The 25,040-nt window shown below is 57.1% G+C and carries 26 protein-coding genes, 1 tRNA gene and 1 pseudogene; 9 read left to right on the forward strand and 19 right to left on the reverse strand.

The genetic code is table 11. The features are described from left to right. A pseudogene (locus NFS22_RS06250) lies at positions 1-426 on the reverse strand (hypothetical protein); the annotation flags it as partial. 167 nt (positions 427-593) lie between these two features. Continuing rightward, a complete protein-coding gene (locus NFS22_RS06255; RefSeq protein WP_251316857.1) occupies positions 594-944 on the reverse strand; it encodes a winged helix-turn-helix transcriptional regulator in 351 nt (116 codons plus the stop codon). A 177-nt stretch (positions 945-1,121) separates the two neighbouring features. On the opposite strand from NFS22_RS06255, the gene NFS22_RS06260 reads away from it, so the two are divergent. After that, positions 1,122-1,640: a nitroreductase family protein gene (locus NFS22_RS06260; protein ID WP_251316858.1), complete on the forward strand. Its 519-nt coding sequence runs from the start codon at positions 1,122-1,124 to the stop codon at positions 1,638-1,640. A gap of 110 nt (positions 1,641-1,750) precedes the next feature. Here NFS22_RS06260 and NFS22_RS06265 read toward each other — a convergent pair whose 3' ends face one another. Then, complete coding sequence (locus NFS22_RS06265; protein ID WP_251316859.1) at positions 1,751-2,080, reverse strand: winged helix-turn-helix transcriptional regulator; 330 nt, start codon at positions 2,078-2,080, stop codon at positions 1,751-1,753. A gap of 126 nt (positions 2,081-2,206) precedes the next feature. Between NFS22_RS06265 and NFS22_RS06270 the strand changes: the two genes are divergently transcribed. Then, positions 2,207-3,142, forward strand: a complete 936-nt coding sequence (locus tag NFS22_RS06270) for a radical SAM protein (protein WP_251316860.1) — start codon at positions 2,207-2,209, stop codon at positions 3,140-3,142. On the opposite strand, the gene NFS22_RS06275 is transcribed toward NFS22_RS06270, so the two are convergent. Continuing rightward, positions 3,123-3,299 (reverse strand): winged helix-turn-helix transcriptional regulator, encoded by a 177-nt coding sequence (locus tag NFS22_RS06275; protein WP_338147947.1) that lies wholly within the window; start codon positions 3,297-3,299, stop codon positions 3,123-3,125. The two genes, NFS22_RS06270 and NFS22_RS06275, sit on opposite strands and share 20 nt — an antisense overlap. 112 nt (positions 3,300-3,411) lie before the next feature. On the opposite strand from NFS22_RS06275, the gene NFS22_RS06280 reads away from it, so the two are divergent. Then, positions 3,412-3,879, forward strand: a complete 468-nt coding sequence (locus NFS22_RS06280) for a DUF4368 domain-containing protein (protein WP_251316861.1) — start codon at positions 3,412-3,414, stop codon at positions 3,877-3,879. Between the two features lie 124 nt (positions 3,880-4,003). Here the strand turns inward: NFS22_RS06280 and NFS22_RS06285 are convergent, their stop codons facing one another. From NFS22_RS06285 to NFS22_RS06295, 3 genes are all read right to left on the reverse strand, one after another. Further along, positions 4,004-5,611, reverse strand: a complete 1,608-nt coding sequence (locus NFS22_RS06285; RefSeq protein ID WP_251316862.1) for a PepSY domain-containing protein — start codon at positions 5,609-5,611, stop codon at positions 4,004-4,006. Further along, complete coding sequence (locus tag NFS22_RS06290; RefSeq protein WP_251316863.1) at positions 5,608-6,189, reverse strand: RNA polymerase sigma factor; 582 nt, start codon at positions 6,187-6,189, stop codon at positions 5,608-5,610. The genes NFS22_RS06285 and NFS22_RS06290 overlap by 4 nt, the downstream gene beginning before the upstream one ends. Before the next feature lie 161 nt (positions 6,190-6,350). Further along, entirely contained in the window at positions 6,351-6,911 is a 561-nt protein-coding gene (locus NFS22_RS06295) for a biotin transporter BioY (protein ID WP_251316864.1), read from the reverse strand. A 255-nt stretch (positions 6,912-7,166) separates the two neighbouring features. Between NFS22_RS06295 and NFS22_RS06300 the strand changes: the two genes are divergently transcribed. Further along, a complete protein-coding gene (locus NFS22_RS06300; protein ID WP_251316865.1) occupies positions 7,167-7,700 on the forward strand; it encodes a hypothetical protein in 534 nt (177 codons plus the stop codon). An 83-nt stretch (positions 7,701-7,783) separates the two neighbouring features. Beyond that, positions 7,784-7,859, forward strand: a tRNA-Gly gene (locus tag NFS22_RS06305). Between the two features lie 81 nt (positions 7,860-7,940). On the opposite strand, the gene NFS22_RS06310 is transcribed toward NFS22_RS06305, so the two are convergent. Together NFS22_RS06310 and NFS22_RS06315 are read right to left on the reverse strand one after the other, a co-directional pair. Further along, positions 7,941-9,632: a putative manganese-dependent inorganic diphosphatase gene (locus NFS22_RS06310; RefSeq protein WP_251316866.1), complete on the reverse strand. Its 1,692-nt coding sequence runs from the start codon at positions 9,630-9,632 to the stop codon at positions 7,941-7,943. Positions 9,633-9,681: 49 nt separating this feature from the next. After that, positions 9,682-10,113: an RrF2 family transcriptional regulator gene (locus NFS22_RS06315; protein ID WP_251316867.1), complete on the reverse strand. Its 432-nt coding sequence runs from the start codon at positions 10,111-10,113 to the stop codon at positions 9,682-9,684. A 142-nt stretch (positions 10,114-10,255) separates the two neighbouring features. Between NFS22_RS06315 and cysK the strand changes: the two genes are divergently transcribed. After that, positions 10,256-11,188, forward strand: a complete 933-nt coding sequence (gene cysK, locus NFS22_RS06320) for a cysteine synthase A (RefSeq protein ID WP_251316868.1) — start codon at positions 10,256-10,258, stop codon at positions 11,186-11,188. 88 nt (positions 11,189-11,276) lie between these two features. On the opposite strand, the gene NFS22_RS06325 is transcribed toward cysK, so the two are convergent. The 10 genes from NFS22_RS06325 to aroF form a co-directional block, all read right to left on the reverse strand. Next, positions 11,277-11,726 carry a threonine/serine exporter family protein gene (locus tag NFS22_RS06325; RefSeq protein ID WP_251316869.1) on the reverse strand — a complete coding sequence of 150 codons (450 nt, stop codon included), beginning with the start codon at positions 11,724-11,726 and terminating at the stop codon, positions 11,277-11,279. 14 nt (positions 11,727-11,740) lie between these two features. Further along, a complete protein-coding gene (locus tag NFS22_RS06330) occupies positions 11,741-12,502 on the reverse strand; it encodes a threonine/serine exporter family protein (protein WP_251316870.1) in 762 nt (253 codons plus the stop codon). Between the two features lie 343 nt (positions 12,503-12,845). Next, a complete protein-coding gene (aroQ, locus tag NFS22_RS06335; protein WP_251316871.1) occupies positions 12,846-13,280 on the reverse strand; it encodes a type II 3-dehydroquinate dehydratase in 435 nt (144 codons plus the stop codon). After that, on the reverse strand, positions 13,261-14,571 hold the full coding sequence (locus NFS22_RS06340) for a shikimate kinase (RefSeq protein WP_251316872.1): 1,311 nt from the start codon (positions 14,569-14,571) through the stop codon (positions 13,261-13,263). Before NFS22_RS06340 ends, aroQ begins: the two co-directional genes overlap by 20 nt. A gap of 3 nt (positions 14,572-14,574) precedes the next feature. After that, complete coding sequence (locus NFS22_RS06345) at positions 14,575-15,711, reverse strand: bifunctional chorismate mutase/prephenate dehydratase (protein WP_251316873.1); 1,137 nt, start codon at positions 15,709-15,711, stop codon at positions 14,575-14,577. Continuing rightward, positions 15,698-16,789, reverse strand: a complete 1,092-nt coding sequence (gene aroC / locus NFS22_RS06350) for a chorismate synthase (RefSeq protein ID WP_251316874.1) — start codon at positions 16,787-16,789, stop codon at positions 15,698-15,700. Before aroC ends, NFS22_RS06345 begins: the two co-directional genes overlap by 14 nt. After that, a complete protein-coding gene (locus NFS22_RS06355; protein WP_251316875.1) occupies positions 16,779-18,047 on the reverse strand; it encodes a 3-phosphoshikimate 1-carboxyvinyltransferase in 1,269 nt (422 codons plus the stop codon). The genes aroC and NFS22_RS06355 overlap by 11 nt, the downstream gene beginning before the upstream one ends. A 2-nt stretch (positions 18,048-18,049) precedes the next feature. Beyond that, on the reverse strand, positions 18,050-19,129 hold the full coding sequence (aroB, locus tag NFS22_RS06360) for a 3-dehydroquinate synthase (protein WP_251316876.1): 1,080 nt from the start codon (positions 19,127-19,129) through the stop codon (positions 18,050-18,052). A 55-nt stretch (positions 19,130-19,184) separates the two neighbouring features. Further along, a complete protein-coding gene (locus NFS22_RS06365; RefSeq protein WP_251316877.1) occupies positions 19,185-20,021 on the reverse strand; it encodes a prephenate dehydrogenase in 837 nt (278 codons plus the stop codon). A 3-nt stretch (positions 20,022-20,024) separates the two neighbouring features. Beyond that, positions 20,025-21,038, reverse strand: a complete 1,014-nt coding sequence (gene aroF, locus NFS22_RS06370) for a 3-deoxy-7-phosphoheptulonate synthase (protein WP_251316878.1) — start codon at positions 21,036-21,038, stop codon at positions 20,025-20,027. Positions 21,039-21,854: 816 nt separating this feature from the next. On the opposite strand from aroF, the gene NFS22_RS06375 reads away from it, so the two are divergent. From NFS22_RS06375 to NFS22_RS06385, 3 genes are read left to right on the forward strand one after another with little or no spacing between them, the layout of a single operon-like run. Next, the gene (locus NFS22_RS06375; protein WP_251316879.1) at positions 21,855-23,138 is read left to right on the forward strand and encodes an ABC transporter substrate-binding protein; all 1,284 of its coding nucleotides are present in this window, start codon (positions 21,855-21,857) and stop codon (positions 23,136-23,138) included. A 19-nt stretch (positions 23,139-23,157) separates the two neighbouring features. Continuing rightward, entirely contained in the window at positions 23,158-24,045 is an 888-nt protein-coding gene (locus tag NFS22_RS06380) for a carbohydrate ABC transporter permease (protein ID WP_338147943.1), read from the forward strand. A 12-nt stretch (positions 24,046-24,057) separates the two neighbouring features. Next, the gene (locus NFS22_RS06385) at positions 24,058-24,897 is read left to right on the forward strand and encodes a carbohydrate ABC transporter permease (RefSeq protein ID WP_338147944.1); all 840 of its coding nucleotides are present in this window, start codon (positions 24,058-24,060) and stop codon (positions 24,895-24,897) included. Positions 24,898-25,040 lie beyond the last annotated feature (143 nt).

Consider the following 25,040-nt stretch of genomic DNA (forward strand, 5'->3'; position numbering starts at 1 on the left):
CCCAGCCTGTGCACTTTCCATCGCGCCACTTCTTGACTTTGTCGATTTTCGCTTACACAAGATTTTACACCAAGCCGAATCTACCACATACTCATGGGTATCTGCACATTTCTCCAGTGTTTTCTCCCCGAATATCTCTGTCAGAGCCTGAAATGCACCTGCCATCCAGTTCAGCCTGCGGCAGAAAGCCTGATAACTGGGCAGCTTGGGGAACCACCCCAGCAGATTCTCTTTCGTGTACTCGTAGATCGCTTTCCGCGTCAGTAAGTGCTGTCTTACGCCCCAGAGATATACCGTGATCAACTCCACATCTGTGAATTGGGGACACTTACACTTATTGTTGCTTAGGCGTTGCATTTTTTCTCTTGACCTGCTATCATTGCATTGGCAAATGGTGCAGTATAATTCGATGAGTTTGTTTTTCACACATCCATTCTCGTCTTTTCTGTACCATTTGTCTCTATTTTTCTTTCCTTTCTACTATTGATTCGTATAATGTAAAGGCCGGTCTACCAAGTGCCAGAGAATGAGCGGCTTATGTGGTTCTGAAAACAAACAGGCATAGCCACCTAATGGCAGCTATGCCCCCCTTTTCATGCACCTGCGCCGCAACACGGCCGTTGAACATCCAGCCCGTCTAAATAGTTCGCTCCCCACTGGCACATCGCGTCCAAAACAGGAATAATGCTTTCCCCAAATGCAGTCAGTGAGTAAAGTGTTTTGGGCGGCTTTTCTGGGATCACTTCTCTATGCACCATGCCGCAATCTTCGAGATCGTGGAGCTGCTGAGAGAGCATTTTAGGCGTGGCCTTTGGAATCCTCCGCTGCAATTCCATATAGTGTAGGGGCCGCTCAATCAAATGCCAGAGGATCAGCGGCTTATATTTCCCACCAATCAGCGACAGCGTTGCCGCAACGGGACAAGTAAATTCTTGCTGTTTCATAGTCTCACCTCATGGAAAGTATAACATAGTATTTTCATTTGGAAAAGGACTTACTTTTTGGGTAGTGCCTTACAAAAAAGTGCAGTCTTGCGGACGGGGATGATTGTGCTAAAATCATATCAGATGGTTGCCTTGACATGGCCAACAATCAGTTTATTTGCGAAAGGACTGCCTATCATGGACTTTATCACAATTGCAAAGACACGCTGCTCCATCCGCAGCTACACCGGCCAGAAGGTGGAGCCGGAAAAACTGGAAAAGATTCTGGAGGCCGCTCATGTGGCCCCTACCGCCGCCAACCTTCAGCCGGTACGCCTGATCGTTGTTCAGAGCGAAGAAGGGCTGGCGAAGATTGGAAAGGCCGCTGGCATCTACGGCGCGCCCCTCGCTATCATCGTCTGTGCCGACCACGACAAGGCATGGGTACGGCCCTTCGACCAGAAGCAGACCGGGGACATTGATGCCTCCATCCTGACCGACCACATGATGCTCCAGGCCACAGAGCTGGGCTTGGGCAGCGTATGGGTGTGCTACTTCAAGCCGGATGTGTTGAGCAAGGAGTTTGACCTCCCCGCCAACCTGGAGCCGATCAATATCCTGGTGATCGGCTATGCCAAGGAAAACTTTGCCGACTCGGAACGGCACAGCCAAACGCGAATCCCGGTGCGTGAGCTGGTTTCCTACGAGAGCCTGTAAACCGCCTGAATGCACCAGGGGGTATCCTCCTGGTGCGGTCTGTATGAAGGGACAAACTGAAACAGTTCCATTCTATACCATTTGTCCTGAGCAGACCGGGTTGAACCAGCTTAGTCTGGCAAATTGTGATCGCCCCAGGTTTTCATGTAATCAATCACATCAATAAAACTCTTACCTAAATCGGATAAAGTATATTCCACCCTCGGCGGAATCTCCTTGAAATCATGCCGGATTAAAAATCCATCGGCTTCTAATTCCCGAAGCTGTTTTGTCAGGGACGACTCTGTAATTTCACCAAGCTGGCGGCGCAACGCTCCAAATCTGTGAATATCATTAAAAGCAATATAGTAAAGAATTTCAAGTTTCCACTTGCCGCCTAAGATTTTTTGGAGCGTTGACATCGTTTTACAGCGTTGGATTGCTGTTTCTGTTTTTCTCATTTTTCATAACCTCCTGACGGCATTATATCGCCTTTGCAGTTAAAAAACAAGGTACTGCAAAAAAGTACCGTACTTTTATTTTCTCTGTACCATGATATAATGAAAAAAAGATAAGGAGGTTCTACTATGCACTACACTGGAACAATATGGAGGCCACCCTATGAGGCTTCCTCGCTGTTGCTTGAAGTAACGGCTGGCTGTACCCATCACAAATGCAAATTCTGTACGCTCTATAACGATTTACCGTTCAAATTCAGAATGTCACCCCTCGAAGATGTGGAAAGTGACTTGCAGGAAGCCCAGCTTTGGAGTACAGACCCCATTTCAATGCTGACGGCCCGCTTGCAGGGATTACCCAGGCCGGAGCACATCCAGCGGGCTTTTTTGACCGGGGCAAACCCTTTTGTCTTGAAAGCTGAACGGCTCATGGCTATCGCTGACCTAATCCGGCAATATATCCCCTCAATTAAAACGATTGGATGTTTTGCCCGGATTACAGATGTCACGTTAAAGTCGGACGAGGAACTTGCATCCCTGCATCAAGCCGGATATGACGGCCTGACAATCGGGATTGAAACAGGCGATGATGAAGCCCTGCGATTTATGAATAAGGGCTATGCCGCCGCCGATATTGTGAAACAATGCCAGCGGTTAGATCAAGCCGGTATTCATTACAGCTTCTTTTACTTGGTGAGCATTTCAGGCGCTGGCCGTGGTGAGATCGGCGCAAAGGCAACTGCCGATATTTGTAATCAGCTCCATCCGACGCTCATTGGCGTCAATATGCTGACTATTTACCCGGAATCGGAGCTTTACCAGGAAATTCAGCGCGGCAACTGGAAAGAGGAAGGCGAGATCGAAAAATACAAGGAAATCCGCACTTTGCTTGAAAGCCTGGAAATACCCACCCAATTTGCCGCTTTAGGTGCGTCAAACGCATTTCAGTTTCAAGGAACGCTGCCAGAGGATAAAGAGGCTCTTGCTGCGGCACTTGATAAAATTATCGAAACCGTAAAAGAAGATGATTTACGGGAGTACCGCGTCAATCTGCGGCATCTGTAAGAGGCCCACCCAAATCGTTGATTGGCGGTATAGCGGCTTGGTAGGCTGTTCCCCAATCGCACAAGGACTTCAAAACGGGATGAATGGACTGTCCGAGGTCTGTTAAGGTGTATTCGACCTTTGGCGGATTGTCGGGATAAACCGTCCGCGCAAGTATCTTTACTTGCTATACATATAGGAGACTTGGAACCGAGGGCTGCACCGCCCATTATATCCGGGAGTGCGTACTGGACGATATTGTTCTGGAGGATCTGCGGCAGGTGACGGCGATGGCCAGGGAACATACCAAGGAGTTTGCGGAGTACATTGGCAGTAAGCAGTCCGCTGAGATCCAGCGAGAGATCCGCAGGCTGGAAAAGGAACTGACCACTGTACGGAAACGCCGCGCTGAACTGGATGCCATCTTCAAGAAACTGTATGGGGATGGGGTACTTGGTCATATTTCGGTGGAGCAGTTTCAGGCTCTGTCCAGCGGCTACACAGAGGAACAAGATGCATTGAAAAAAGGGGCTGATGAAAAAGGATCTGCCATCCAAAAGCTGAAAGAATCGGTTTCCAATACGGCCCATTTCGTTGACAAAGCCAAGAAGTACACGGATATCACAGAATTGACACCGGAACTGCTGCGGCTGTTCATCCAAAAGATTGTAGTACATGAGAAAAGCGTGAAATATTCCAAGCACGCAGAGCAGACCGTGGAAATCCATTATACCGATATCGGCTATATCGGTGGATAAGTCCCGCAAGGAAAGGAAGCCCCCGGCGGGAAATTTCAGTGTAACTCCTGCCGGGGGAATTCCCCTCAATAAAAAGATACCCTTATGTGGGAGCGCCTAAGGCGCTCTTTTTTATGTTAATCAATCAGTCGTCCCATTCGTACTCCAGAATGGCTCCGGTGGCCCCATCGATGGTATACTCATACTCCATGCGGCCCACCTCAAACTTCACCTCATACTCTAACCGGCCGTCGTCCCAGTCCCGCTCTACTTTCAGCTTGACAGCCTGGCTTTCCGTCACACCGGCGTGGGCCAGAGCGGCGGCTTTGGCGGCCTCCTGGCCAATGTCGGCGGACGTGGCGGTATTGGTACTTGTCCCTGCCCCGCTGTGGTGGGAATCGCTGTGGTGTCCAGAGCCGCTGTTCCCGTGATGGTCAATCCCACACTTCAAAATAGCACCAGTGTGTCCATCCACGGTGCAATCATATTCGGTGGTTCCACACCAGAACTCAATCTCGTACTCCAGCCGTCCGTCGTCCCATTCCCGCTCTACCTTCCAGTCGGTTACGTCACTCTCAGACAGCCCTGCATTGTCCAGGGCGGCTTTTTTTGCAGTTTCCTGATCGATAACCGTCCCACTGATCGTATCAGAATTTCCCGGGTCTTGCCAAACATTGTTCTCAGCAGCCGGAGGGGGGGCTGGATTCACCGGCGAATCCTGCCCGGCCGGCGACTGATTCAGAAGGTCCTTCTGTCCCCTGAGAACCTCCCCGGTGAAGGCGTCCACAATATATTCAAACTCGCCCCAGACGGTTTTCAGCTCCACCTCGTAGTGGGGGGGATTTTCATCCAGCTCCGGGTCCACATCAGTGGTAACTGAATTCATAGCCAGCGTCCCGGCGTACTCCTCTGCCGCTGTGGCAGCGGCGGCTTTCCCGATGGGAATGCGCTTCTCTCCCGCCTTCAGCAGGTCGTTCAGCTCCTCCACCGACAGGGCGGCCAGCTTGTCGAAAGCGTCTGTGCTGTTCAGAGCCAGGGTACCGTTCATCTCCATTACTTTCTGCACCAAAGCAGACTTCCCGGTGGACAGGCCACTGTCAAAGGTCATATACTCCAGCGCTGGAGCATCCGCGTCCAGCACCTGGCTCAGCACGGAGGTCCCTGGGGCCTGGGCCTGGAGGACACCATCCACTGAGGCCACCAGCTCTGCCTGGAGCCGCTGGGCCCGCTCCTGGTCGTTGTCCTCCACCGAGATCAAAATGGCGGAGGAGATGCTGTCCAGATAGCCCTCCCGCACCAGGGCTCCCACAATGGCGTTCACCGCCACATCCAGCTTGGTGCCCTTCAAATCGGCGCCGCCGTTCATGTCGAAGAGGACCGCCGCCGCCTCGGTGTTCAAAGCGGTGCAGGAGATCACTCCCTCTGCCCGGTTGACCTTCAGCTCAATGCTTGGGTTGACATCCAGTGACACCACCGAGGCCACGGCGTAGCTCTGGTGATAGATCAGTCCTCCACCCCCCGCCCCTGCCAGCACCAGCGCCGCGCAGGCGGCGGCCAGCCAGCGGTTAAGCCTCTTTTTCGGCTTCACTTCCACGGCCTCCACGTCAATAACCTTCTGATCTTGTACTAACTCCTTCAATTCTGTCACACTCCCGTTTTGCACACCGCAGCGGGAGAGGATTGCTTCAAAATCGTCGGGGGCCGTGCGTTCCAGAGCGGCGGCCAGCTTTAGTTCCAGTTCCCGGTCGGTCATGGCTCATTCTCTCCTTTCATCAGGCTCTTTAGTTTTTTCAGCCCGCGGTGGTATTTTGACAGGACAGTAGACAGTGGCTGCTCCAACAGCGCGGCAATCTCCCGGTGCTTCAGCCCGGTGACAGCGTGCAGCAAAATAATCCGCCGCTCCTCCGCTCCCAGGCTGGCCAGCCCCTCCTGGAGAACCACCCGGTCCTCGGGGGAGACCTCCGGCATAGAGGCGGGAAGGGCGTTCCACGCCTCCTCACCCACCTCCACCTGCCGCCCGCTGTGCCGCAGGCGGCTCCAGGCCAGATTCCGGGCGACGGTAAGCAGCCAGGCCATAGGCGAGCCTTGGGAACGGTAGCTCGGCCCACGCTCCCACACCCTGACAAAGGTGTCCTGCGCCACATCCTGGGCCTCATGGGTGTCCTGAAGCAGGGACAGCGCCAAAGCATACACCGCCCCCCGCGTCAGGGAGTACAGCCGGGCAAATGCCTCCCGGTCCCCCTGCCCCACCTGGAGCAGAAGCTGGTCCAACTCCCGGCGGCGGCGCTCGCTCTCCTCTTCTGTTGTCTGGAGGCATAAGGCAGCCAGCATAGTCCATTTCTCCTGTCAAAACAGAAACGCGCGAAGCAAGGTTTTTATCGCACATTCTGAAAAAATTTTTTCATTCTTATTATATTGCCCTCTTCGCCGGAAAGCAAGCAAAAAACCGCCGCCTCAGAAGATATCTGAGACAGCGGTCAAAGGGGAATCGTTCAGGCCTCGGGATAAATTTTGGCCAAAATCAGCCGCTCCCGCAGGATGGGCCCCAGTCCGGTAGCAATAACCATCTTCCCCAGGTCGAAGGGGATGAAGGGGAACACACACACCACAAGCGCACGTTCCAGGGTGGAGCCCGTCTGGGCACAGAACAGCGCGGTGCCAAAGGCATAGAGCACGGCGGTGGCCAGAATCATACCGCCCAGATGAATCATACGGTTTTTAGGAAAAGCCCTAATCATCAGGCCGCATATCACCACCATGGGAATGTAACCCAGGATATAGCCCCCTGTGGGACCGGCCAGCACACCCAACCCGGCCTTAAAATTGCTGAACACCGGCATACCTACCATACCCAGCAGAATATAAACCAATGTCGCAGCCGACGCTCTCTTCCACCCCAGAATATAGGGGGACAGATAGAGGACAAAGGTACACAGGGTAAAGGATACCTCCCCCCAGGCTGGGATCGAGAAGGGGGCAACCACCGCAATCACCGCCGCCATTACGGCGGTCATTGCCATGGGATACACACTGCTTTTTGTCTTAGTTTCCATAAATTTTACCTCTTTTCTCTAATTGTAACCCGGATTTGAAATCAGTATACAATACCCGTCTTTGCTTGTCAACTATTTTTATTTTAAGTTTACATTTTATTTTTTACAGCATTTCAGAAAATCTTAATCTTTCCTTCAACTCATTTTAGGTTTTGTGTGCTATAGTCAAAACACTTCAAAAGAATCAAATTCAAAAGGGCCTGCCCTTTTGTCCCGGCGGATATCCGCCGGATGTCTTAAAAGGAGGGACGTTCCATGGCAGAGCGAACGATACATATTCTGCTTACCCGGTCCGGGACCTGGTTTTCCCGGCTGATTCATTTTGCCACCCGTGACAGCTATACCCACGCCTCCATTGGCCTGGACGGGCCTGACGGCCTCTTTTACAGCTTTGCCCGAAAATACCGCTACCTGGCCCTGCCCGCCGGACTGGTGGAGGAACAGGTCACGGTATACCGCCGGGCTGTCCCCTGCTGTCTGTACGAGCTCAAGGTGAGTGAGGAGACCTATTTCCGCCTGCGCCAAAAGCTGCGTTCCATGTATGTCCAGCGGGAGGAGTACCACTACAGTGTGCTGGGGGTCTTTGCCTGCTACTTCAACCTGTCTCTCCAGCGGCGGCACCACTACTTCTGCTCCCAGTTCGTGGCCGGACTTCTGGAGGACTGCGGCGCTGTGGAGCTGCCCAAGCCCCCTACCCTGCTCCGCCCTGCCGATTTTTGCACCGTCCAGGGGCTTCGGCCCGTCCATCAGGGTCTGCTGGAGGATATTCTGACCCAGCCGGCAGCCTGAAAAAGCTTTTCAAAAATTTTTTCCATTTTTGTAAATTGGGGGTTGACTTTGGCCGCAATTCTGCTATAATACCATTTGTCGCTGCGAGTGTAGCTCATCTGGTAGAGCGCCACCTTGCCAAGGTGGAGGTAGCGAGTTCGAGCCTCGTCACTCGCTCCAGCAAAAAAGAACGGACTGCTTTAGCAGTCCGTTCTTTTTTCTGTCAACGAACAGGGGCGGCCAAAAGGCCGCCCCTTGCCACTATTCCTGTTCCAGCTTGATTGCTTTAATCAGCGATGGAATCAGCTGCTTTTTCCTGCTGACCACCCCGGGAAGGGTCGCCACGCCGTTGTCCACCGTGGTGTTGAAGGTCTTGGCAATCAGCTCCTCTGCTCCGGCGCCAGTCATGAGCAGCTCGGTGCTGGAGTTGCGCACGTCGGTAAACATGTAGAAGATGTAGTCCAATCCCTGCTTCTCCATGGCCTGAGGCAGATAGGGGCCCACCAGCGCCTGGGCGGCCTTCCGGTTTTTCTCCATCATATAGCTGCCCTGGCCTACACCAAAGCGGACATCTCCGCTGGTGAATATCTTGTAGTCCCCGTTGAAGACCTCCGCCGCCGTCTTGCCCGAGACGTCTCCGCCGTGGGCAAACATGTCGTCGGCGTACTTCTCCAGATCCACGCCGGCCAGCTCCGCCAGCTTTCGGGCAGCCCGCTCATCCGCAGGCGTGCAGGTGGGACTGCGGAACATCAGCGTATCTGACAGGATGGCGGACAGCATCAGTCCCGCCATGGTGGGGGTGATTTCCACATCATTCTCCCGATACATCTGATAAATGATGGTGCAGGTACAGCCCACAGGTACATTGCGGAAGTACACCGGGCCGTCAGTCTCCAATGTGCCAATGCGGTGGTGATCGATAATCTCCAGCACCTCGGCCTCATCAATACCCTCGGCGGCCTGACTTTTTTCGTTGTGGTCCACCAGGATCAGCTGCTTTTTGTGCAGATTGAGCAGATTCCGGCGGGAAACTACGCCAATATACTTGCCGTCGTCGTCCAGAACGGGGAAATAGCGGAATCGGACGGAGGCCATCACCCGGGTGGCCTCCTCCACGGGGGTATGGAGGGTAAAGGTAAGCAGCTTTCCGCTGGTCATGTAGTGGCGGATGGGAGCGGCCTGACTGAGCATCTGGCCGGTGACATAAGTACTGTTCTGGGTGGTGATGACCATACAGCCCTTCTCCTCGGCCAGCATCTGCATAGTGCGGGAGACCTTGCTGCTGGCGCAGACAATGATACAGCCGGCGTCCATCTCCAGGGCGGCCAGCTGGCTCTCTGCCCGGTTGCTCACTACAACAATATCTCCAGGCGAGATGGACTTCTCAATCTGCTCCGCACTTCCGGAACCGATAATGATGCGCCCCTCCACCGTCTTGCCTGTCACATCGCCCACCAAAACGGTGCCGTCCAGAATATCCAGCAGATTCTGGTAGCTGGTCTTGGCGATCTCCAGAATATGGGGGTCCATGCCGTTCATATTGGCGGTGGCCACGTCCTTGACGGTGATAACACCCTTCAGATACTGCTCCTCGTCCACGATACACAGGGTGTCCAGCTCCTGGTCCCGCATGGTCATCCAGGCCCGGCGCAGGCTGGTTTCGCCGTCCACCCCTTTGGCCAGGCGGATATCCACGTCCCGGATATGGGGACTCACATCAGTATACAGCTGAGGCACAGGGACCTTGAAGTGGTCCAGAACAAACTCCGTCTCCCGGTTCAGCAGTCCTGCCCGGCACGGCTTGCAGGGGTGGTCCGGATCCAGAATGTTTTTCAGATTGCTGTAGGTAATTGCGGCACAGATGGAATCGGTGTCCGGATTGCGGTGCCCGATTACCTTGATGGCACGGGAATTGATTACTCTGTTATCCACATTTCTTGCTCTATTATCCATATTTTCCCTCATTTCTCCCGTCGGAACCTTCTACGGGTCAGATTTTTTGTCAGATCACATAGTTATCCCCGATTTCGCCCTGACGCATCAGGTCCGCAATCGTAATATGATCCAGATAGTCGTTTATAACCTTGTTCAGCCCCTGCCACAGGGGGAGCGTGCGGCACTCTGACATCCGGGTGCAGGCGGACGCCCCCTCTTCCAGACAGGTAACCGGCGCCAGAGACTCCTCTGTCAGCCGCAGGATGGTTCCCACCGTATACTGTTCCGGCGTCTTTGTCAGCTGATAGCCGCCTCCCTTTCCCCGCAGACCGTTTAAAAGCTTGGCCTTGACCAGCAGCTTGATAATATTTTCCAAATACTTTTCAGAAATCTCCTGCCGCTGGGCAATCACTTTTAGTGGAATAAAGCTCTCTGTCTGGTGCTCGGCCAAGTCGATCATAACACGCAGGGCGTAGCGACCCTTGGTGGAAATCAGCATACAGTTCCCAGCCCCCTTCTTTTTAACCAATTATATAATAAGGTTTGTGGGGAATCAACAGCAAGTTTTGCAAATTTTCCCTTGACATGGGAATGGACAGCGTATATAATACTCATAAACCCACAGGAAAGGTTGGTTAATTATGAGTCAAATCTATACATCCGCCGACCAGCTGATCGGCAAAACTCCCCTTTTGGAGCTGGTTCACATCGAGAAAAACGAGGGTCTCCAGGCCCGCATTCTAGCCAAACTGGAATACCTCAACCCCGCGGGCAGCGTGAAAGACCGCATTGCCAAAGCCATGATCGACGACGCGGAGGCCAAAGGCGCGTTAAAGCCCGGTTCTGTCATTATTGAGCCCACCTCTGGAAACACTGGAATCGGCCTGGCCTCAGTGGCCGCTGCCCGGGGCTACCGCATCATCATAGTCATGCCTGAGACCATGAGCGTGGAGCGCCGCCAGCTGATGAAGGCCTATGGGGCGGAGCTGGTCCTCACTGAGGGATCCAAGGGCATGACAGGGGCCATTGCCAAAGCCGAGGAACTGGCCGGTGAGATCCCCAACAGCTTTATCCCCGGCCAATTTGTCAACCCCGCCAATCCAGAGGCCCACAAGACCTCCACCGGACCTGAAATCTGGGCGGATACTGACGGCCAGGTGGATATCTTTGTGGCCGGCGTGGGCACCGGCGGCACGATTACCGGCACAGGTCAGTACCTGAAAAGTCAGAATCCGGAGGTAAAGGTGGTGGCTGTGGAGCCCACCGCCTCCCCTGTGCTGAGCAAGGGTACCTCCGGCTCCCACAAAATTCAGGGTATCGGCGCCGGTTTTATCCCCGAGGTACTGAACACCGGGATTTATGACGAGATCATCACGGTGGAAAACGAGGATGCCTTTGCCGCCGGCAAGCTGATGGGCAAGACCGAGGGCGTGCTGGTGGGTATCTCCTCCGGAGCCGCCCTCTGGGCGGCCATCCAGCTGGCCAAACGCCCTGAAAACAAGGGCAAAACCATTGTGGCACTTCTGCCCGACACCGGCGACCGCTACCTCTCCACCCCCCTCTTCGCTGACTGACCCTTTTGAGTGCCCCTCCCAACAGCAATCCGCAGTCCAGAAGGACTGCGGATTGTTTTCATTCTATTTACCGCAACTTGCGCCGCACTTACGAGGTCCTGGGCCGGTACAGGTAGGAATAAATCGCCCGAAACACAGAGGCGGTCAGCATAGCCCCCACCGCCAGCGCCGAGGCCATCCCAAAGGTGTGGAGCAGGGTATCCAGAAACCGCTGGGTGTCCCCAGCCACGCAGTAGCTCATGGCGTAATAGATGCCTCCTCCGGGCACCAGGGGCAGCAGGGCCACCAGCAGGTAGCCGGTCACTGGACAGCGGCGCAGCCGGGCCATGATCTCGGAGAACAGCCCGATAGCCGCCGAGGCAAAAAAGGCGGCCAGAATCGTTTTTCCGCCCAGCAGATAGACCAGCCAGCCCATCGCCCCGCCCAGGCCGCAGATCAGCTTGCCCACCCCGTGAATATTGAACACCAGCGTAAACCCCACGCAGGCCAGAAAAGCGCTGAGACAGGGCACTATGTAATCAAACCAGATTACGCTCATATCCGCGACCTCCTTTAAAACCTCCAGCCGATTGCCAGTCCCATTGCCGCGCCAATGGCAATGGCGGCGGCCGTCAGGATGGCATCCGCGGCCCGGCTCAGGCCGGAGATAATATCTCCCGCCATAATTTCCCGCATAGCGTTGGTCAGGGCCACGCCGGGGACCAGTACCATCAGCACACTGATGGTCACGGTGTCTACACTCTGTCCAAGTCCCAGCCGCACCAGCAGCAGTGACAGCATGGAGGCCACAGCGCTGCATATGGCAGTGCGAAAAAAGCCGTTGGCGCCCAGGAATCTGTGGGCGTACAGCAGGCAGAAGCCCACCGCCAGCCCTCCAATCATGGCGCTTATGCAATCTGATATCCCGCCCCCGAACAGCGGCGAGAAAAAAGTGGGAACCACTCCGTAGCCCAAAAGCACCTGCCAGGGCGCGTAACGGGGGGTGCAGTCCGACAGGGAGGCCACCTGGGCCTGGGCCTCCTCCACCGGCGGCCTCCGAACGCAGAGCTGCCGGCACAGATCATTACACCGCTCCAGCAGCTCAATATCCGTCCCATGCCCGCCAATCCGCCGCATCCGGGTGATGGGATGGCCCTCCGGAGTGGTGACACTGACAATCACGCAGTTTGGAATGGCAAACACCTCCGCACACTCCAGGCCATAGGCCTGGAGCAGCCGGCGTATCGACTCCTCCACCCGGTAAATTTCCGCCCCGCTGGACATCAGCTGACAACCCAGCTCCACGGAAATATTCAGCAGCTTATCGTAATCCATTGCTTTTCTCTCCTGAAAAAGGGAATAACCCCTGACTGAGTGAAAATCATACCATATTTGAAGGCAGAATACAAGCCGCCAAAGCACCACCAGCACGGAAATCAATTTTTGAAAATCCAGCTGCATTTGTAGGGCGGGACGACCTCGTCCCGCCGCTCTTGCAGCCAACGCTATATGATACAACGGCGCACCGAATCGTCGCGCCCTACATATCTTCGCTGTCTGCAATTTTGATGTTTGTTCTAGGAGGCGGCCACAGGCCGCCCCTACGTTTAAATTCGCAAATGGGACACGCCCAAACACCCACCGTTATGGAGTGGTGTTTGGGCGTCAATACAGGGGCTCAGCTCTCTTTTTTTGCCAGCAGCCGCAGGGCCTCCAGATAGCCCTCCAGGCCGCGTCCCCGGATGGTGGCCGTGCAGGCGGCGCGGATGTAGGAGACATGGCGGAAGTCCTCCCGAGTGTCCGGGTCGGAGATGTGGACCTCCACTGTGGGAATGCCCACTGCCTTTACCGCGTCCAGCAGGGCCACGCTGGTATGGGTGTAGGCGGCGGGGTTGATGATGATACCGTCCACCTTGTCAAAGCAGGCCTGCTGAATGGCATCCACCAGCGCCCCCTCGTGGTTGGACTGGAAAAAGCTCACCTGGACACCCAAGGCATCCGCCTCGGACTGGATCATGCCCACCAGATCGTCATAGGTGGCCGTGCCGTAGATCTCCGGCTGGCGGACCCCAAGCATGTTCATATTGGGGCCGTTAATGACCAATATTTGCACACAACTCACTCCATATCCATTGAGCGGCCTCCGCCGCCGTTTGATTGTTGTCAACCCAGAAATCCGCCGCCGCCTCATACAGCGGCTTCCGCATCTGGTACATCTCCTCCAGGCTCCCCTTCTGAGACAGGGGGCGGCCCTCCTTGGGCAGGACGTTCAGGTCCCGGCGCAGCCAGTACACCCGTCCGGCGCGGCGCATGGCGGCTCGGTTCTCCGGACGGAGCACCACCCCGCCGCCAGTGGCAATCACCTGGCCGCTCTGGGCGCAGGCCTCCGCCAGCACCTGGGCCTCCAGCTCCCGGAAGGCTTTCTCACCCTCCCGGGCAAAGAGCTCCGGAATGGGCTTGCCTGCCCTGCGGACAATCTCTTCGTCCAGGTCCACAAGGGGCTTGCCGGTGAGCTTGGCCAATTCCCGGCCCACGGTGGTCTTGCCGCAGCCTGGCATCCCTACCAGGACGATATTTGTCCGGTCCTGCCAGAGCTGGGCCAGAATCAGCTCGGTCTGGTAATCCGGAATTGGTTTTCCAAAAAACAGCTCCTCCGCCCGCTTGGCCTGGTGGACCAGCATAGGCAGGCCGCCGGTGCGGCGGATGGGATGGACACCGTGAAGCTCCCTCTCCTCCAGGCGGAGGCCCTCCCCAGCCAGCAGCCGGTCTTTCTTGTCGATCGCCTCCGCCTGGAGGAACAGATTGGTCCGATTGGGGTTGTATATGATGTCCACAACCGCCTCCGCCCTGGGGAATCGCTCCAGATCCACAGGCTGGCCCTCCACACTGGGCCACATCCCAACCGGGGTAGTGTTGACAATCACCTCCGCGCTGGCGTGGCGGCTCAGGTTGTCGTAATTGTCCGGGCCGCTGCGGGAGATGACCACTATCTCCCGGGCCTTCTCCTGAACTGCGGCGGCACGGGCCGTCAGCGACGCTCCCCCGCTGCCCAGGATGACCACCTTTTTGTCCGTCAGAGAGATGCGCGCCCGGCTGAGCATATACAAAAAACCGTCAATGTCGGTGTTATAGCCGTACAGCTTTCCCTCCCGGCGAACCAGGGTGTTCACGCTGCCGATTGCCTCCGCCGCCGGGTCGATAACGTCGCAGAAGGCCATTACCTCCCGCTTATAGGGGATGGTGACGTTCAGCCCGCCGACGTCCTCCCGCTTGAGAAAAGCCCCCAGCTCATCCGGCTCCAGCTCGATCAGGCGGTAGTCCTTACAGCCCAGGGCCTGGTGGATGGAGACCGACCAGCTGTGGCCCAGCTTGCGGCCCAACAGCCCGTATATCTTCTCCTCCATCCCTTATACCTCCGCGTAGTTCCCCAAAAACTGGAACTGGGCACAGCTGCGCTCCATCTCCTCCAGGCATGCCCGTACGCTGGGGTCCTTCACGCTGGCCTCCAGCTCCAGGAAAAAGACAAACTCAAAATCGCTCCCCGCCACGGGGCAGGACTCCAGCTTGGTCATGTCGATATCCAGGGCGGCCAACTTGGCCAGCACCTCATACAGGGCGCCCGGCCTGTTGTCCAGAGCAATAATCAGGCTGATCTTGTTGGCCCCTGCGTAGATCACCGGGTCTCTGGTGACGCAGATAAAGCGGGTGTAGTTGTTGTCGCTGTCCTGGATGGCGCCGTTGACACACTCCAGGCCATACAGGGCGGCGCATGGGTGGGAGGAGATAGCGGCGGCGTGGAGATTTCCGCTTTCGGCCACCTGTTTGGCGGCCAGGGCGGTGTTGCCGCAGGGAATCACCTTCACGTCTTTCAGGCCGCCCAGGAACCGGGAGCACTGGCCAATGGCCTGCTCATGGGAGTAAATTTCGGTGATTTCCTCCTGCTTTACGCCGGGCAGAGCCAGCAGCTCGTGGCGGATACACAGCCGGGTGGAACGGACCACCGACAGGTCGTGCTCCTGGAGCAGCTGGTACACCTTGCGGACAGAGCCGTTGGAGCTGTTCTCAATGGGCAGTACGCCGAATTTGCACAGCCCGGACTCCACAGCGGACACCACCGCGTCAAAGCTCTTCACATACATAATGTTTCCCCTGGGAAGCAGCCGGTCGCAGGCCACCTGGGAGTTGGCCCCCTCCACCCCCTGGCAGGCCACCATCCCCGTCTGGGGGAACACCTCGCTGTTGGAGGCCAGGGCGGCCTCGATCCGCCGGGCCACCCTGGTGGGCGCGGAAATCAGCTCCGCCTGACGGGACCGGGCCAGCTCAAACAGGGTGGAATACAGGTGGTAGGCGTACCGCTCCTTGTCCCCCGCTCTTTGGGTGACCTTTGCTAAAATTTCCCGCTCCCGCCCCTTGTTCAGGATGGGCAGATTGTGCTGGTTTTTGTAGGCGGCCACCTCCTCGCTCAGCTTCATGCGCTCCAGAAAGAGGTCTAACAGCTGGTCGTCAACAGCGTCAATTTTGGTACGAATTTCAGAAAGTTCCATGATTTCCCTCCAACAGTAAGTCTAACAGTACACAGGCGGTCACCGCCTCCACCACTGGGACGGCCCGGTGGGCGATGCAGGGGTCGTGACGGCCGTGGATTTGCAATTCCGTGTTTTCCATCGTGGACAGGCTGACGGTTTTCTGCGGTTTTCCGATGGACGGCGTGGGCTTGAATGCCGCCCGCAGAAGGATGGGCATCCCGGTGGTGATGCCGCCCAAAATGCCGCCGGCGTGGTTGGTTTCGGTCATAATTTTGCCGTCCTTCACAACTAAGGGATCGTTATTCTGTGAGCCGTGCAGGAAGGCGGCGTTGAAGCCCTCGCCAAACTCCACCCCCTTCACCGCCGGGATCCCGAACAGCGCTGCCGCCAGACGGTTCTCCACCCCGTCAAACATAGGGTCGCCCAGCCCGGCGGGCAGGCCGATGGCGGCGCATTGGATCACGCCCCCCACCGAATCCAGTTCCTGCTTGGCCCGCTGGATCAGCTTTTGCATGAGCTCGCCGTTCTTGTCGTTCAAAACCGGGAAGGGCTTTGCGGCGACGGACGCAAACAGCTCCGGAGTGGGACGGTCCGGAAGAGGCTCGTCCAGGTAATTTCCCACCGAATACAGATGAGCCCCCACATGGATTCCCCGCCGGGCCAGGATCTGCTTGGCGATCCCCCCGGCAATACACAGGGGGGCGGTGAGCCGTCCGGAGAAGTGTCCTCCCCCCCGCATGTCGGCGTGGCCCTTCCACTTCACCCAGGCGGTGTAGTCGGCGTGGCCGGGGCGGGGCTTGTCGGCCAGCTCCGAGTAGTCACCGGAGTGCTGGTCGCTGTTGCGGATGATGGCACACAGGGGCGCGCCGCAGGTTTTTCCGTCCTCCAGCCCGGAGAGAAACTCCGGCACATCCCCCTCGCTCCGGGCGGTGGACAGGGGGCTTTTTCCCGGACGGCGGCGGTCCAGAAACCGCTGGAGCTCCTCCAGGTCGACGGCCTCCCCGGCGGGCAGGCCGTCGATGTTCACGCCAATCGCCTGTCCGTGGGACTGTCCAAAGACGGACACCTTTAAAATTTTTCCAAACTCAGAGGACATCCATTTTTCCTCCCAACCGCTTATATTCGTTCCAGAACGTGGGGTAAGACTTGTTTACGCACTCCGCCCCAACCAGGGTGACCGGCTTTTTGCACCGGGTGGCGGCAATGGCGGCCATCATGGCGATCCGGTGGTCGTTGCAGCAGTCCACCGTGACGCCCCCCTCCAGACCGTCCCGGCCTGTAATTTTGAGGAAGTCCGGTCCCTCCTCCACCTGAGCGCCCAGGGCGTTGAGAGTCTGGGCCACCGTGGCCAGGCGGTCGCTCTCCTTGATGCGCAGGCGGGCGGCGTTGGTCAGGCGCACCGTTCCGGAGCGGACCGCCGCCATCAGCGCCAGAGGGGGTACCAGGTCGGGGAACCCGGAAGCGCTAAAGGTGTAATCCTCCGGGCGGCCCAGCAGTACAAATTGCCGGTCTATGGCCCGGTCCCCCTGGACCGAGTCGTAATTCATGCCCTCCACTTCCACGTCGCTCCCCAAAAACTCAGCTGCCATCCAAAACGCCGCCTGGGACCAGTCGGGTTCTATGGTGATGTCTTTCGCCCGGCACACCTGATCCCCCGGAATGATATACCGCTCGTACCACTGGCCTTCCGGCGCAGCCCTCTTCGCAAACGGGTTATAAAACTGATGCTCTGCCGTTACACCAAAGTCCTTCAGCACCGCCAGCGTCATGTTCACATACCCTTTGGACTCCAGCTTGGAGGTGAGAATGATCTCGCTCTCCCACTCCATCAGAGGCAGGGCGTAGAGCAGCCCGGTGACAAACTGGCTGGACACGTTGCCGGGCAGGCGGAACTCCCCCGGCATCAGCTCGCCCTTGATTGTGAGGACGCCATCCTTCTGCTGGTAGAAAATGCCCTTCTCGTCAAAAATATCGAAGTAGGGCTTCTGGGGCCGCTCCATCAGCCGGCCCCGGCCGGTGAACACCCCTCCGTTGTTCAGCGTCAGCGCAATGGGAATCATGAAGCGGAGGGTGGAGCCCGATTCCCCGCAGTCCAGATGGGGCAGCTCGGCGGTATCCCACTCCCTGTGCCAGAGCCCGCTGACGTGCAGGGTGTCTCCCTCCTGTTTCCACGCACCGCCCAGGGCACTGACACACCGCAAAGTGGCCTCAATGTCCTGGGAGAGGGTGATATTTTGAATGGTGCTGGTCTCGCTGGTCAGCGCCGCCGCCAGAATGGCCCGGTGGGCTATCGACTTGCTGGGGGGCGGGGTGACGGTCCCCTCCAGGAGGCCAGGGGTAATGCGGATATCCATTATCAGACCTCCAGCCCCGCCCGGATGATGGCTTCCAGCTCCGAGACATGAATCTTTTTCAGCTCACAGTTCCCAATTTCCCTGGGAACTACAATGGTAATGCTGTCCCCCGCCCGCTTCTTGTCGGACAGGGCGGCCTGGGCCAGGACCTCGGGGGAATACTCCGTGGAAATGGGCAGGCCCGTGAGACGCAGAGCGGAGCAGATGCGGTCCGCTGTCCAGGCGTTGATCCCCTCCTCCAGCATCCAGCCCAGCCGCTTGGAGGCCCGGGCCATGACGGCCAGTCCCGCCGCCACGGCGTGGCCGTGGGGGATGGTAAAATCGCTGCACTTCTCAATGGCGTGGCCCACGGTGTGGCCCAGGTTGAGCAGCTTCCGCTCCCCCTGTTCCTTCTCGTCCCGCTCCACCACGCCGGCCTTGTATTGGACACAGTGGGCGATGATGGCCGCCGTATCCGTCATCATAAACATGCCGTCCTCTATGGCATTGAACAGGCCGGCGTCGGAGAGGACAGCAGTTTTGATCGCCTCAGCGGCCCCGTCGGCAGAGACCTCCGGGGGCAGGGTTTCCAGGCAGTTGGTGTCGCAGATGACGGCGGAGGGCTGGAGAAATGCCCCGGCCAGATTTTTGCCCGCCTTCAGGTCGATAGCCGTCTTCCCCCCCACGGAGGAGTCCACTGCGGACAGCAGAGTTGTGGGCAGCTGGACATATTTCACTCCCCTCAGGTAGAGGGCGGCGGCCAGCCCCGCCATATCCCCGGTGACGCCGCCGCCCAGGGCGGCCACGCAGTCGGTGCGGGTGAGGTGCTCTTCGGCCAGAAACTCCAAAATGCCGGACAGGGTATCAAAATTCTTGTGCTCCTCCCCGGCGGGGAACATATAGGTGCTGACCTGATAGCCCGCCTCCAGCAGGGAATCTTTTACCGTCTTCAGATACAAAGGGGCCACATTACTGTCGGTAACCACCGCCATATGGCACAGGGGGACCGCACCTCTCAGGCGGGTGCCGCACTCCCTCAGCAGGCCGGGGCCAATGGTCACATCATATTCCGGATTGGTGCGCACATGAATGGTTTGGATCATAAACAATCGTTCCTTTCTCTCTAGCCCGCAGGGCGGCAGGAGGTTTTTTCGCGCCTTAATTTCCGCCGGCGGTGGCCTTCAGCTCCCGGCCCTCCTTGAGGAGGTCGTGGAGCCGCTGAGCGTTCCGGTTCTTTAAGGCAGATTGATACTCCTCCAGATGTCCAATCAGAATATCCAGTTCATGGGTGAGATAGTCGGCGTCATCCAGGAACAGCTCGGTCCACATGTCCTCGTCCAGCCGGGCCACCCGGGTCATGTCCTTAAAGCTGCCGGCGGAGAAGCCCCGGCGGCGCTGGGCCTCAGGGGACTTCACATAGGCGCTGGACACAATGTGGGCCAGCTGGGAGGTAAAGGCGATAATCCGGTCGTGCTCCTCGGGCTGGGAGAAGGTGAGCTTGGCAAAGCCCACATCCAGAAAAAAGGCCTGGAGGGTCTCCAGCAGCTTCATGTCCGTCCGCTTGTCCGGGGTGAGGATCATAGAGGCCCCCACATACAGATCGTCGGCAGAGGAGGTAAAGCCTCCCCGCTCCCGGCCCGCCATGGGGTGGCCGCCGATATAGGCAAAGCCGTGCTCCTCGGCAATGGGGGCGATTTTTTCCACCACCGCCCGCTTCACGCCGCACAAATCCACCAGAATGGCGGACTTGCCAATTTCCCCGGCGTGAGCCCCCACCCAGTCCACAGCTGCCTGGGGGCGGATGGCCACCAGCACAAGGTCACACTGGGGCAGAGTCTCCCCGGTCAGCGGACCGTCAATGGCTCCGCATATCCGGGCCAGCATCATGGTCTCCTGATCCAGATCAACGCCGTAGACGGTATGGCTGGTACGGTTTTTGATGCTCTTGGCCATGGACCCGCCAATCAGGCCCAGGCCCACAATTCCAACCTTCATGGTTTATCCCTCCATCCCGTTCAGGTGGGCGTGGAGGGCCAGCAGCTTCTTGGCCAGAGGGTCAAAGGCCTCGGGCTTCAGGGACTGGGGCCCGTCGCACAGGGCATGGGCGGGGTCGTTGTGGACCTCAATCTGCAAGCCGTCCGCGCCGGTGGCCACGGCGCCCAGGGCCAGGGGCTCCACCAGCCAGTATTTCCCTGTGGCGTGGCTGGGGTCCACGATGATGGGCAGGTGGGTCAGCTTGCGCAGCACGGGAATGGCCGCCAGGTCCAGAGTGTTGCGGGTGTAGCTCTCAAAGGTGCGGATGCCCCGCTCGCAGAGAATCACATTCTCGTTGCCCCCGGCCATGACGTACTCGGCGCTCATCAGCCACTCCTCATAGGTGGCGGACATGCCCCGCTTGATCATCACAGGCTTGTCCTGATGGCCCACCGCCTTGAGCAAATCGAAGTTCTGCATGTTCCGGGCGCCGATCTGGATCACGTCCACGTCCTTGAACAGGGGCAGGTGGGTCACGTCCATCAGCTCGGTGACAATGGGCAGGCCGGTCTCCGCCCGGGCGGCCTTCAGATACTCCAGGCCGGTCTCCCCCAGTCCCTGGAAGGCATAGGGGGAGGTTCTGGGCTTGAAGGCTCCGCCCCGCAGCATGGTGGCCCCGCTGGCTTTGACCGCCTTGGCAATGGCCACCACCTGCTCCTCCGACTCCACGGAGCAGGGCCCGGCCATGATGGTCAGATTCCCGCCGCCGATCTGGGTGCTGCCCACCTTGACCACAGTGTCCTCCGGGTGGAACTTCCGGTTGGCGTTCTTGTAGGGCTCCTGGACCCGCTTTACGTCCTCCACAATGTCCAAAGCGGCAATCAGGTCAATGTCCAGCTTGGAGGTGTCCCCCACCAGGCCCAAAACGGTATTGGCCTCGCCAATGCTGGTGTGGATGGTGATGCCCTTTTCCTGGAGCCAGGTAATCAGGCTCTCCAGCTGGTTGGCATTGTGGTCATGCTTTAAAATGACAATCATAATCAAAGTCCTCCTAAAAAATTACAACAGGTTGGTACAAAAAAACCCGCGACCGGTTCGGCCGCGGGTCGTCATGTACAGTGGTTCCTGCAAAACCAAGCTTACACACACACGCTTTCAGCCAAACCGAAACAAGCCTTACCCCAAAAGAAGGTAAAGCTAAAGCAGCGGTAATAAGAAGCAGCGCGCGTCATATCAGCCATTTTGCGTAATCCTCTCTGTCTCAAGGTTGTAAACAGCATACCACTTTGCCAGGGAAAAGTGAATTGACAAATCTTCAAAAAATAGCCGGTTGAAAAAGCAGTTTTCCGTCATTTTTCTAAATATCGCACTGTCACACCGGTGCGGCGGTGTAATCGGGCATTAAAGTTGGTTTCATCCTGCATAGTCAGACCCTGCAACAGCACATCAAGGTATATATTTTCTTTCTATAGCAAACTTCAAAATTGTTGACACCAGCTCTGTAGGGGCGGCCTGTGGCCGCCCGCAGAACCAGGTGGCTCTGTCTGTGGCGGACGGACGGCCAAAGGCCGCCCCTGCAAGTGGCAGCAATTCTGACGTTTGCTCTGATTTTCTTAATTTGGGCTCTGAAAATTTACGTTTTGCACAAACTGAAACCCTTGCAGCTGTGCACAATCAATGAATTTCCTAAAAATATACCAGAATGTCGCTCCAACTGCGCCTAAAACATGTTATGTGACATTTTGCTATATTTCGTAAAATCCAGACCATTTACACAAAGCTGGCCAAAGTTTATCATTTATTCACAGTTACGTAACGTTTCCGAGTGCGACAAACAAGCAGAGGAGTGGAGTTATGAAAAAGATACCCCGTATCACATCCCTTGTCTTAGCCATAACGCTGCTGCTGTCCCTGTCAGGGTGCGGCGCGTCGGATGGCAAGACCCATCTCACCTTCCAGATCTGGGACGTGGCCCAACGAGACGGCATGCAGGCCATGTGCGATGCCTACACAGCTCAGCACCCCGATGTGGAGATCGAGGTTCAGGTGACCAGCTGGGGCGAGTACTGGACCAAGCTGGAGGCCGCCGGTGAATCCAACACCATGCCGGACATCTTCTGGATGCACACCGACCAGATTTTGTACTACGCCGACTTCGGCATCCTGGCCGACCTCACTGACCTATATGCCAGCGAGAACCCTAACTACTGGACCGAGCACTATTCAGACATCTCTATCGGCAATGCCAGCGGCTCTGACGGGCAAATGTACGGCGTACCCAAGGATCGTGACAACGTGGTCCTGGTATACAACCGGGAGATGTTCGACGCTGCCGGAGTGGCCTACCCTGACGAGAACTGGACCTGGGACGACATGATGGACGCCTCCCAGAAAATTTACGACGCCACCGGAAAATACGGCTACATGGCCTACAATGACGAGCAGCTGGGCTACTGGAACTTTGTCTATCAGAATGGCGGCTACATTCTGGACCCGGAGACCAACATCCATGCCGGCTACACCCAGCCTGCCACCGCCGACGCTATCAAGTATTATGTCAACATTCAAAAGAATGAGTGGTGCCCCGACCAGACCTTCTTTGCTGAGACCACCCCTGGCACCGCCTTCTTCTCCGGCATGGGCTCCATGTTCTATGAGGGCTCCTGGAACCTGCTGTCCGAGCTGAAGAATTACCCCGATATGGTTGGCAAGTGGGACATTGCTCCCCTTCCCAAGTGCCCCAATCCCGCCTCCGGCGACGGAACCGGCACTATCTCCAACGGCCTGTGCTACTCCACCGCCGCCGCTGGTAAGAACCTGGAAATTGTGAAGGATGTGCTCCGCTTCTTCGGAAGCGAGGAGGGCCAGCGCATCCAGGGCGAATCCGGCGCGGCCATCCCCGCCTACCTGGGCCTGGAGGACTCCTGGACCACCGAGTTTGCCAAGTTTGACTATCTGCTGGACGTTCAGGTCTGTTACAACCAGTTTGAAACCTGCGTGCAGTACATCAACAACGCCACCCGCCGCAAGTGGAAGTCCAACGTGGCGGACGAGATGGTCAAGGTCTACAACGGCGCGGATATCGACGCCCAGCTGGCCGTGATGCAGGGCATTGCGGACCAGTACGTGACGGACTGATGGAGAGAGGAGGCATATTGTGAATAACAAACTGTCCCCCGCCGCCCGGCGGGAAGAAAACTGGGGCTGGATCATGGTAGCCCCCACCATCCTGGGTCTGGTGATCCTGAACCTTTGGCCCTTTGTCCAGACCATCTACACCGCCTTCTGTGAGCACCTGGGCTTTGGCCACTACCAGTTCGTGGGCCTGGCCAACTTCATCCGCATGTTCCAGAACGCCGAGTTCTGGAAGGCCACCTGGAACACCGTCCTGTTCTGTATTTTGACCGTCCCCGTGGGACTGTTCCTGTCCCTGCTGGTGGCCATGCTCCTCAACGCCAAGATCAAGTTTAAGGGCGGCTTCCGCACCATCTTCTTCCTGCCCCTGGTGTGCGCCCCCGCCGCTGTGACCATGGTGTGGCGCTTCATCTTCAACGGCGAGTACGGCATCCTGAACCAGATCTTTGGCTCACACATCGGCTGGATCACCGACCCCAAGTTCGTTATGGTCTCCTGCGCTATCGTGGCCATCTGGAGCAATATCGGCTACGACGCCGTCCTCCTGCTGGCCGGCCTCCAGAACATCCCCAAGACCCTGTACGAGGCCAACAGTATTGACGGCGCCGGCAAGGTGAAGCAGTTCTTCACCATTACCCTGCCCATGGTCTCCCCCACCCTGTTCGTGGTGATGATTATGCGCCTGATGTCCGCCGTCAAGGTCTACGACCTGATCTACATGATGGTGGAGGAAACCAACCCCGCCGTCACCAGCGTGCAGAGCCTGATGTATCTGTTCTATCGCTCCTCCTTCGTGGCGGGCGAGCGCGGCTACGGCTCCGCTATCGTACTCTGGACCGTCCTGCTTATCGGCCTGGTCACTGTCATCCAGTTCTACGGCCAGAAGAAGTGGGTCAACTACGACGTGTAAGGAGGAATTTTGATGAAAAACAGTTCGTTGGAAGCCTCCCAGAAGCGGATGACCGTCCTCACCTATGTGGTGCTGATTGTTGCCGCCCTTATCATGGTCTTCCCCTTTATCTGGATGATTCTCACCAGCTTCAAAACCGTTGCCGAAAGCAACGCGGTGCCCCCGGTCATCTTCCCCAGCGCCTTCCGGTGGTCCAATTTCACTGAGGCAATGACCAGCCTGCCCTTTATCAAGCTGTACATCAATACCGCTTTGATGATCCTTTTCCGGGTGATCTGCGCTGTGGCCTTCAGCTCTATGGCGGGCTACGCCTTCGCCATGCTGAACTTCCGGGGCAAGAAGCTGCTGTTCGGCATTGTGCTGGTGCAGATGTCCCTGCCTTCCCAGATCTTCATCATCCCCCAGTATCAGATGGTGGCGAAAATGGGAATGGCCAACTCCATCTTCGCCCTGGTCTTCCCGGGTATCGTCAGCGCCTTTGGCGTGTTCTTCCTGCGCCAGACCTACATGGGCATCCCCAAGGAGATCGGTGAGGCCGCCTATCTGGACGGCTGCAACCAGTGGCAGACCTTCTATAAGGTGATGTTCCCCCTCACCGGCACCTCGGTCGCCGCCCTGACCATCTTCACCGCCGTGTTCGCCTACAGCGACCTGATGTGGCCCCTGGTGGTCAACTCCGACCTGACCATGATGACCCTCTCCTCCGGCCTGGCCACCCTGCGCGGCCAGTTCTCCACCAACTTCCCCGTGCTGATGGCGGGCTCCCTGCTGGCTATGCTGCCTATGGTAATTTTGTACCTGATCTTCCAGCGCCAGTTTATCGAGGGTATCGCCTCCACCGGCGGCAAATAAGCGTTCTCCTTTCTCTCTTTCCCTTTTCCGAACAGCCCCGGCACTTTAAATTGCCGGGGCTGTTTCCCTAAACAAAAAGATGTTGAAAAAAATCGTTGAATTTGTAGCTTATTTTTTCAACTTCTTCTTGCCACCCGGCAAAA

This window comes from Flintibacter muris (assembly GCF_943192995.1).
Lineage (GTDB): Bacteria > Bacillota > Clostridia > Oscillospirales > Oscillospiraceae > Lawsonibacter > Lawsonibacter muris.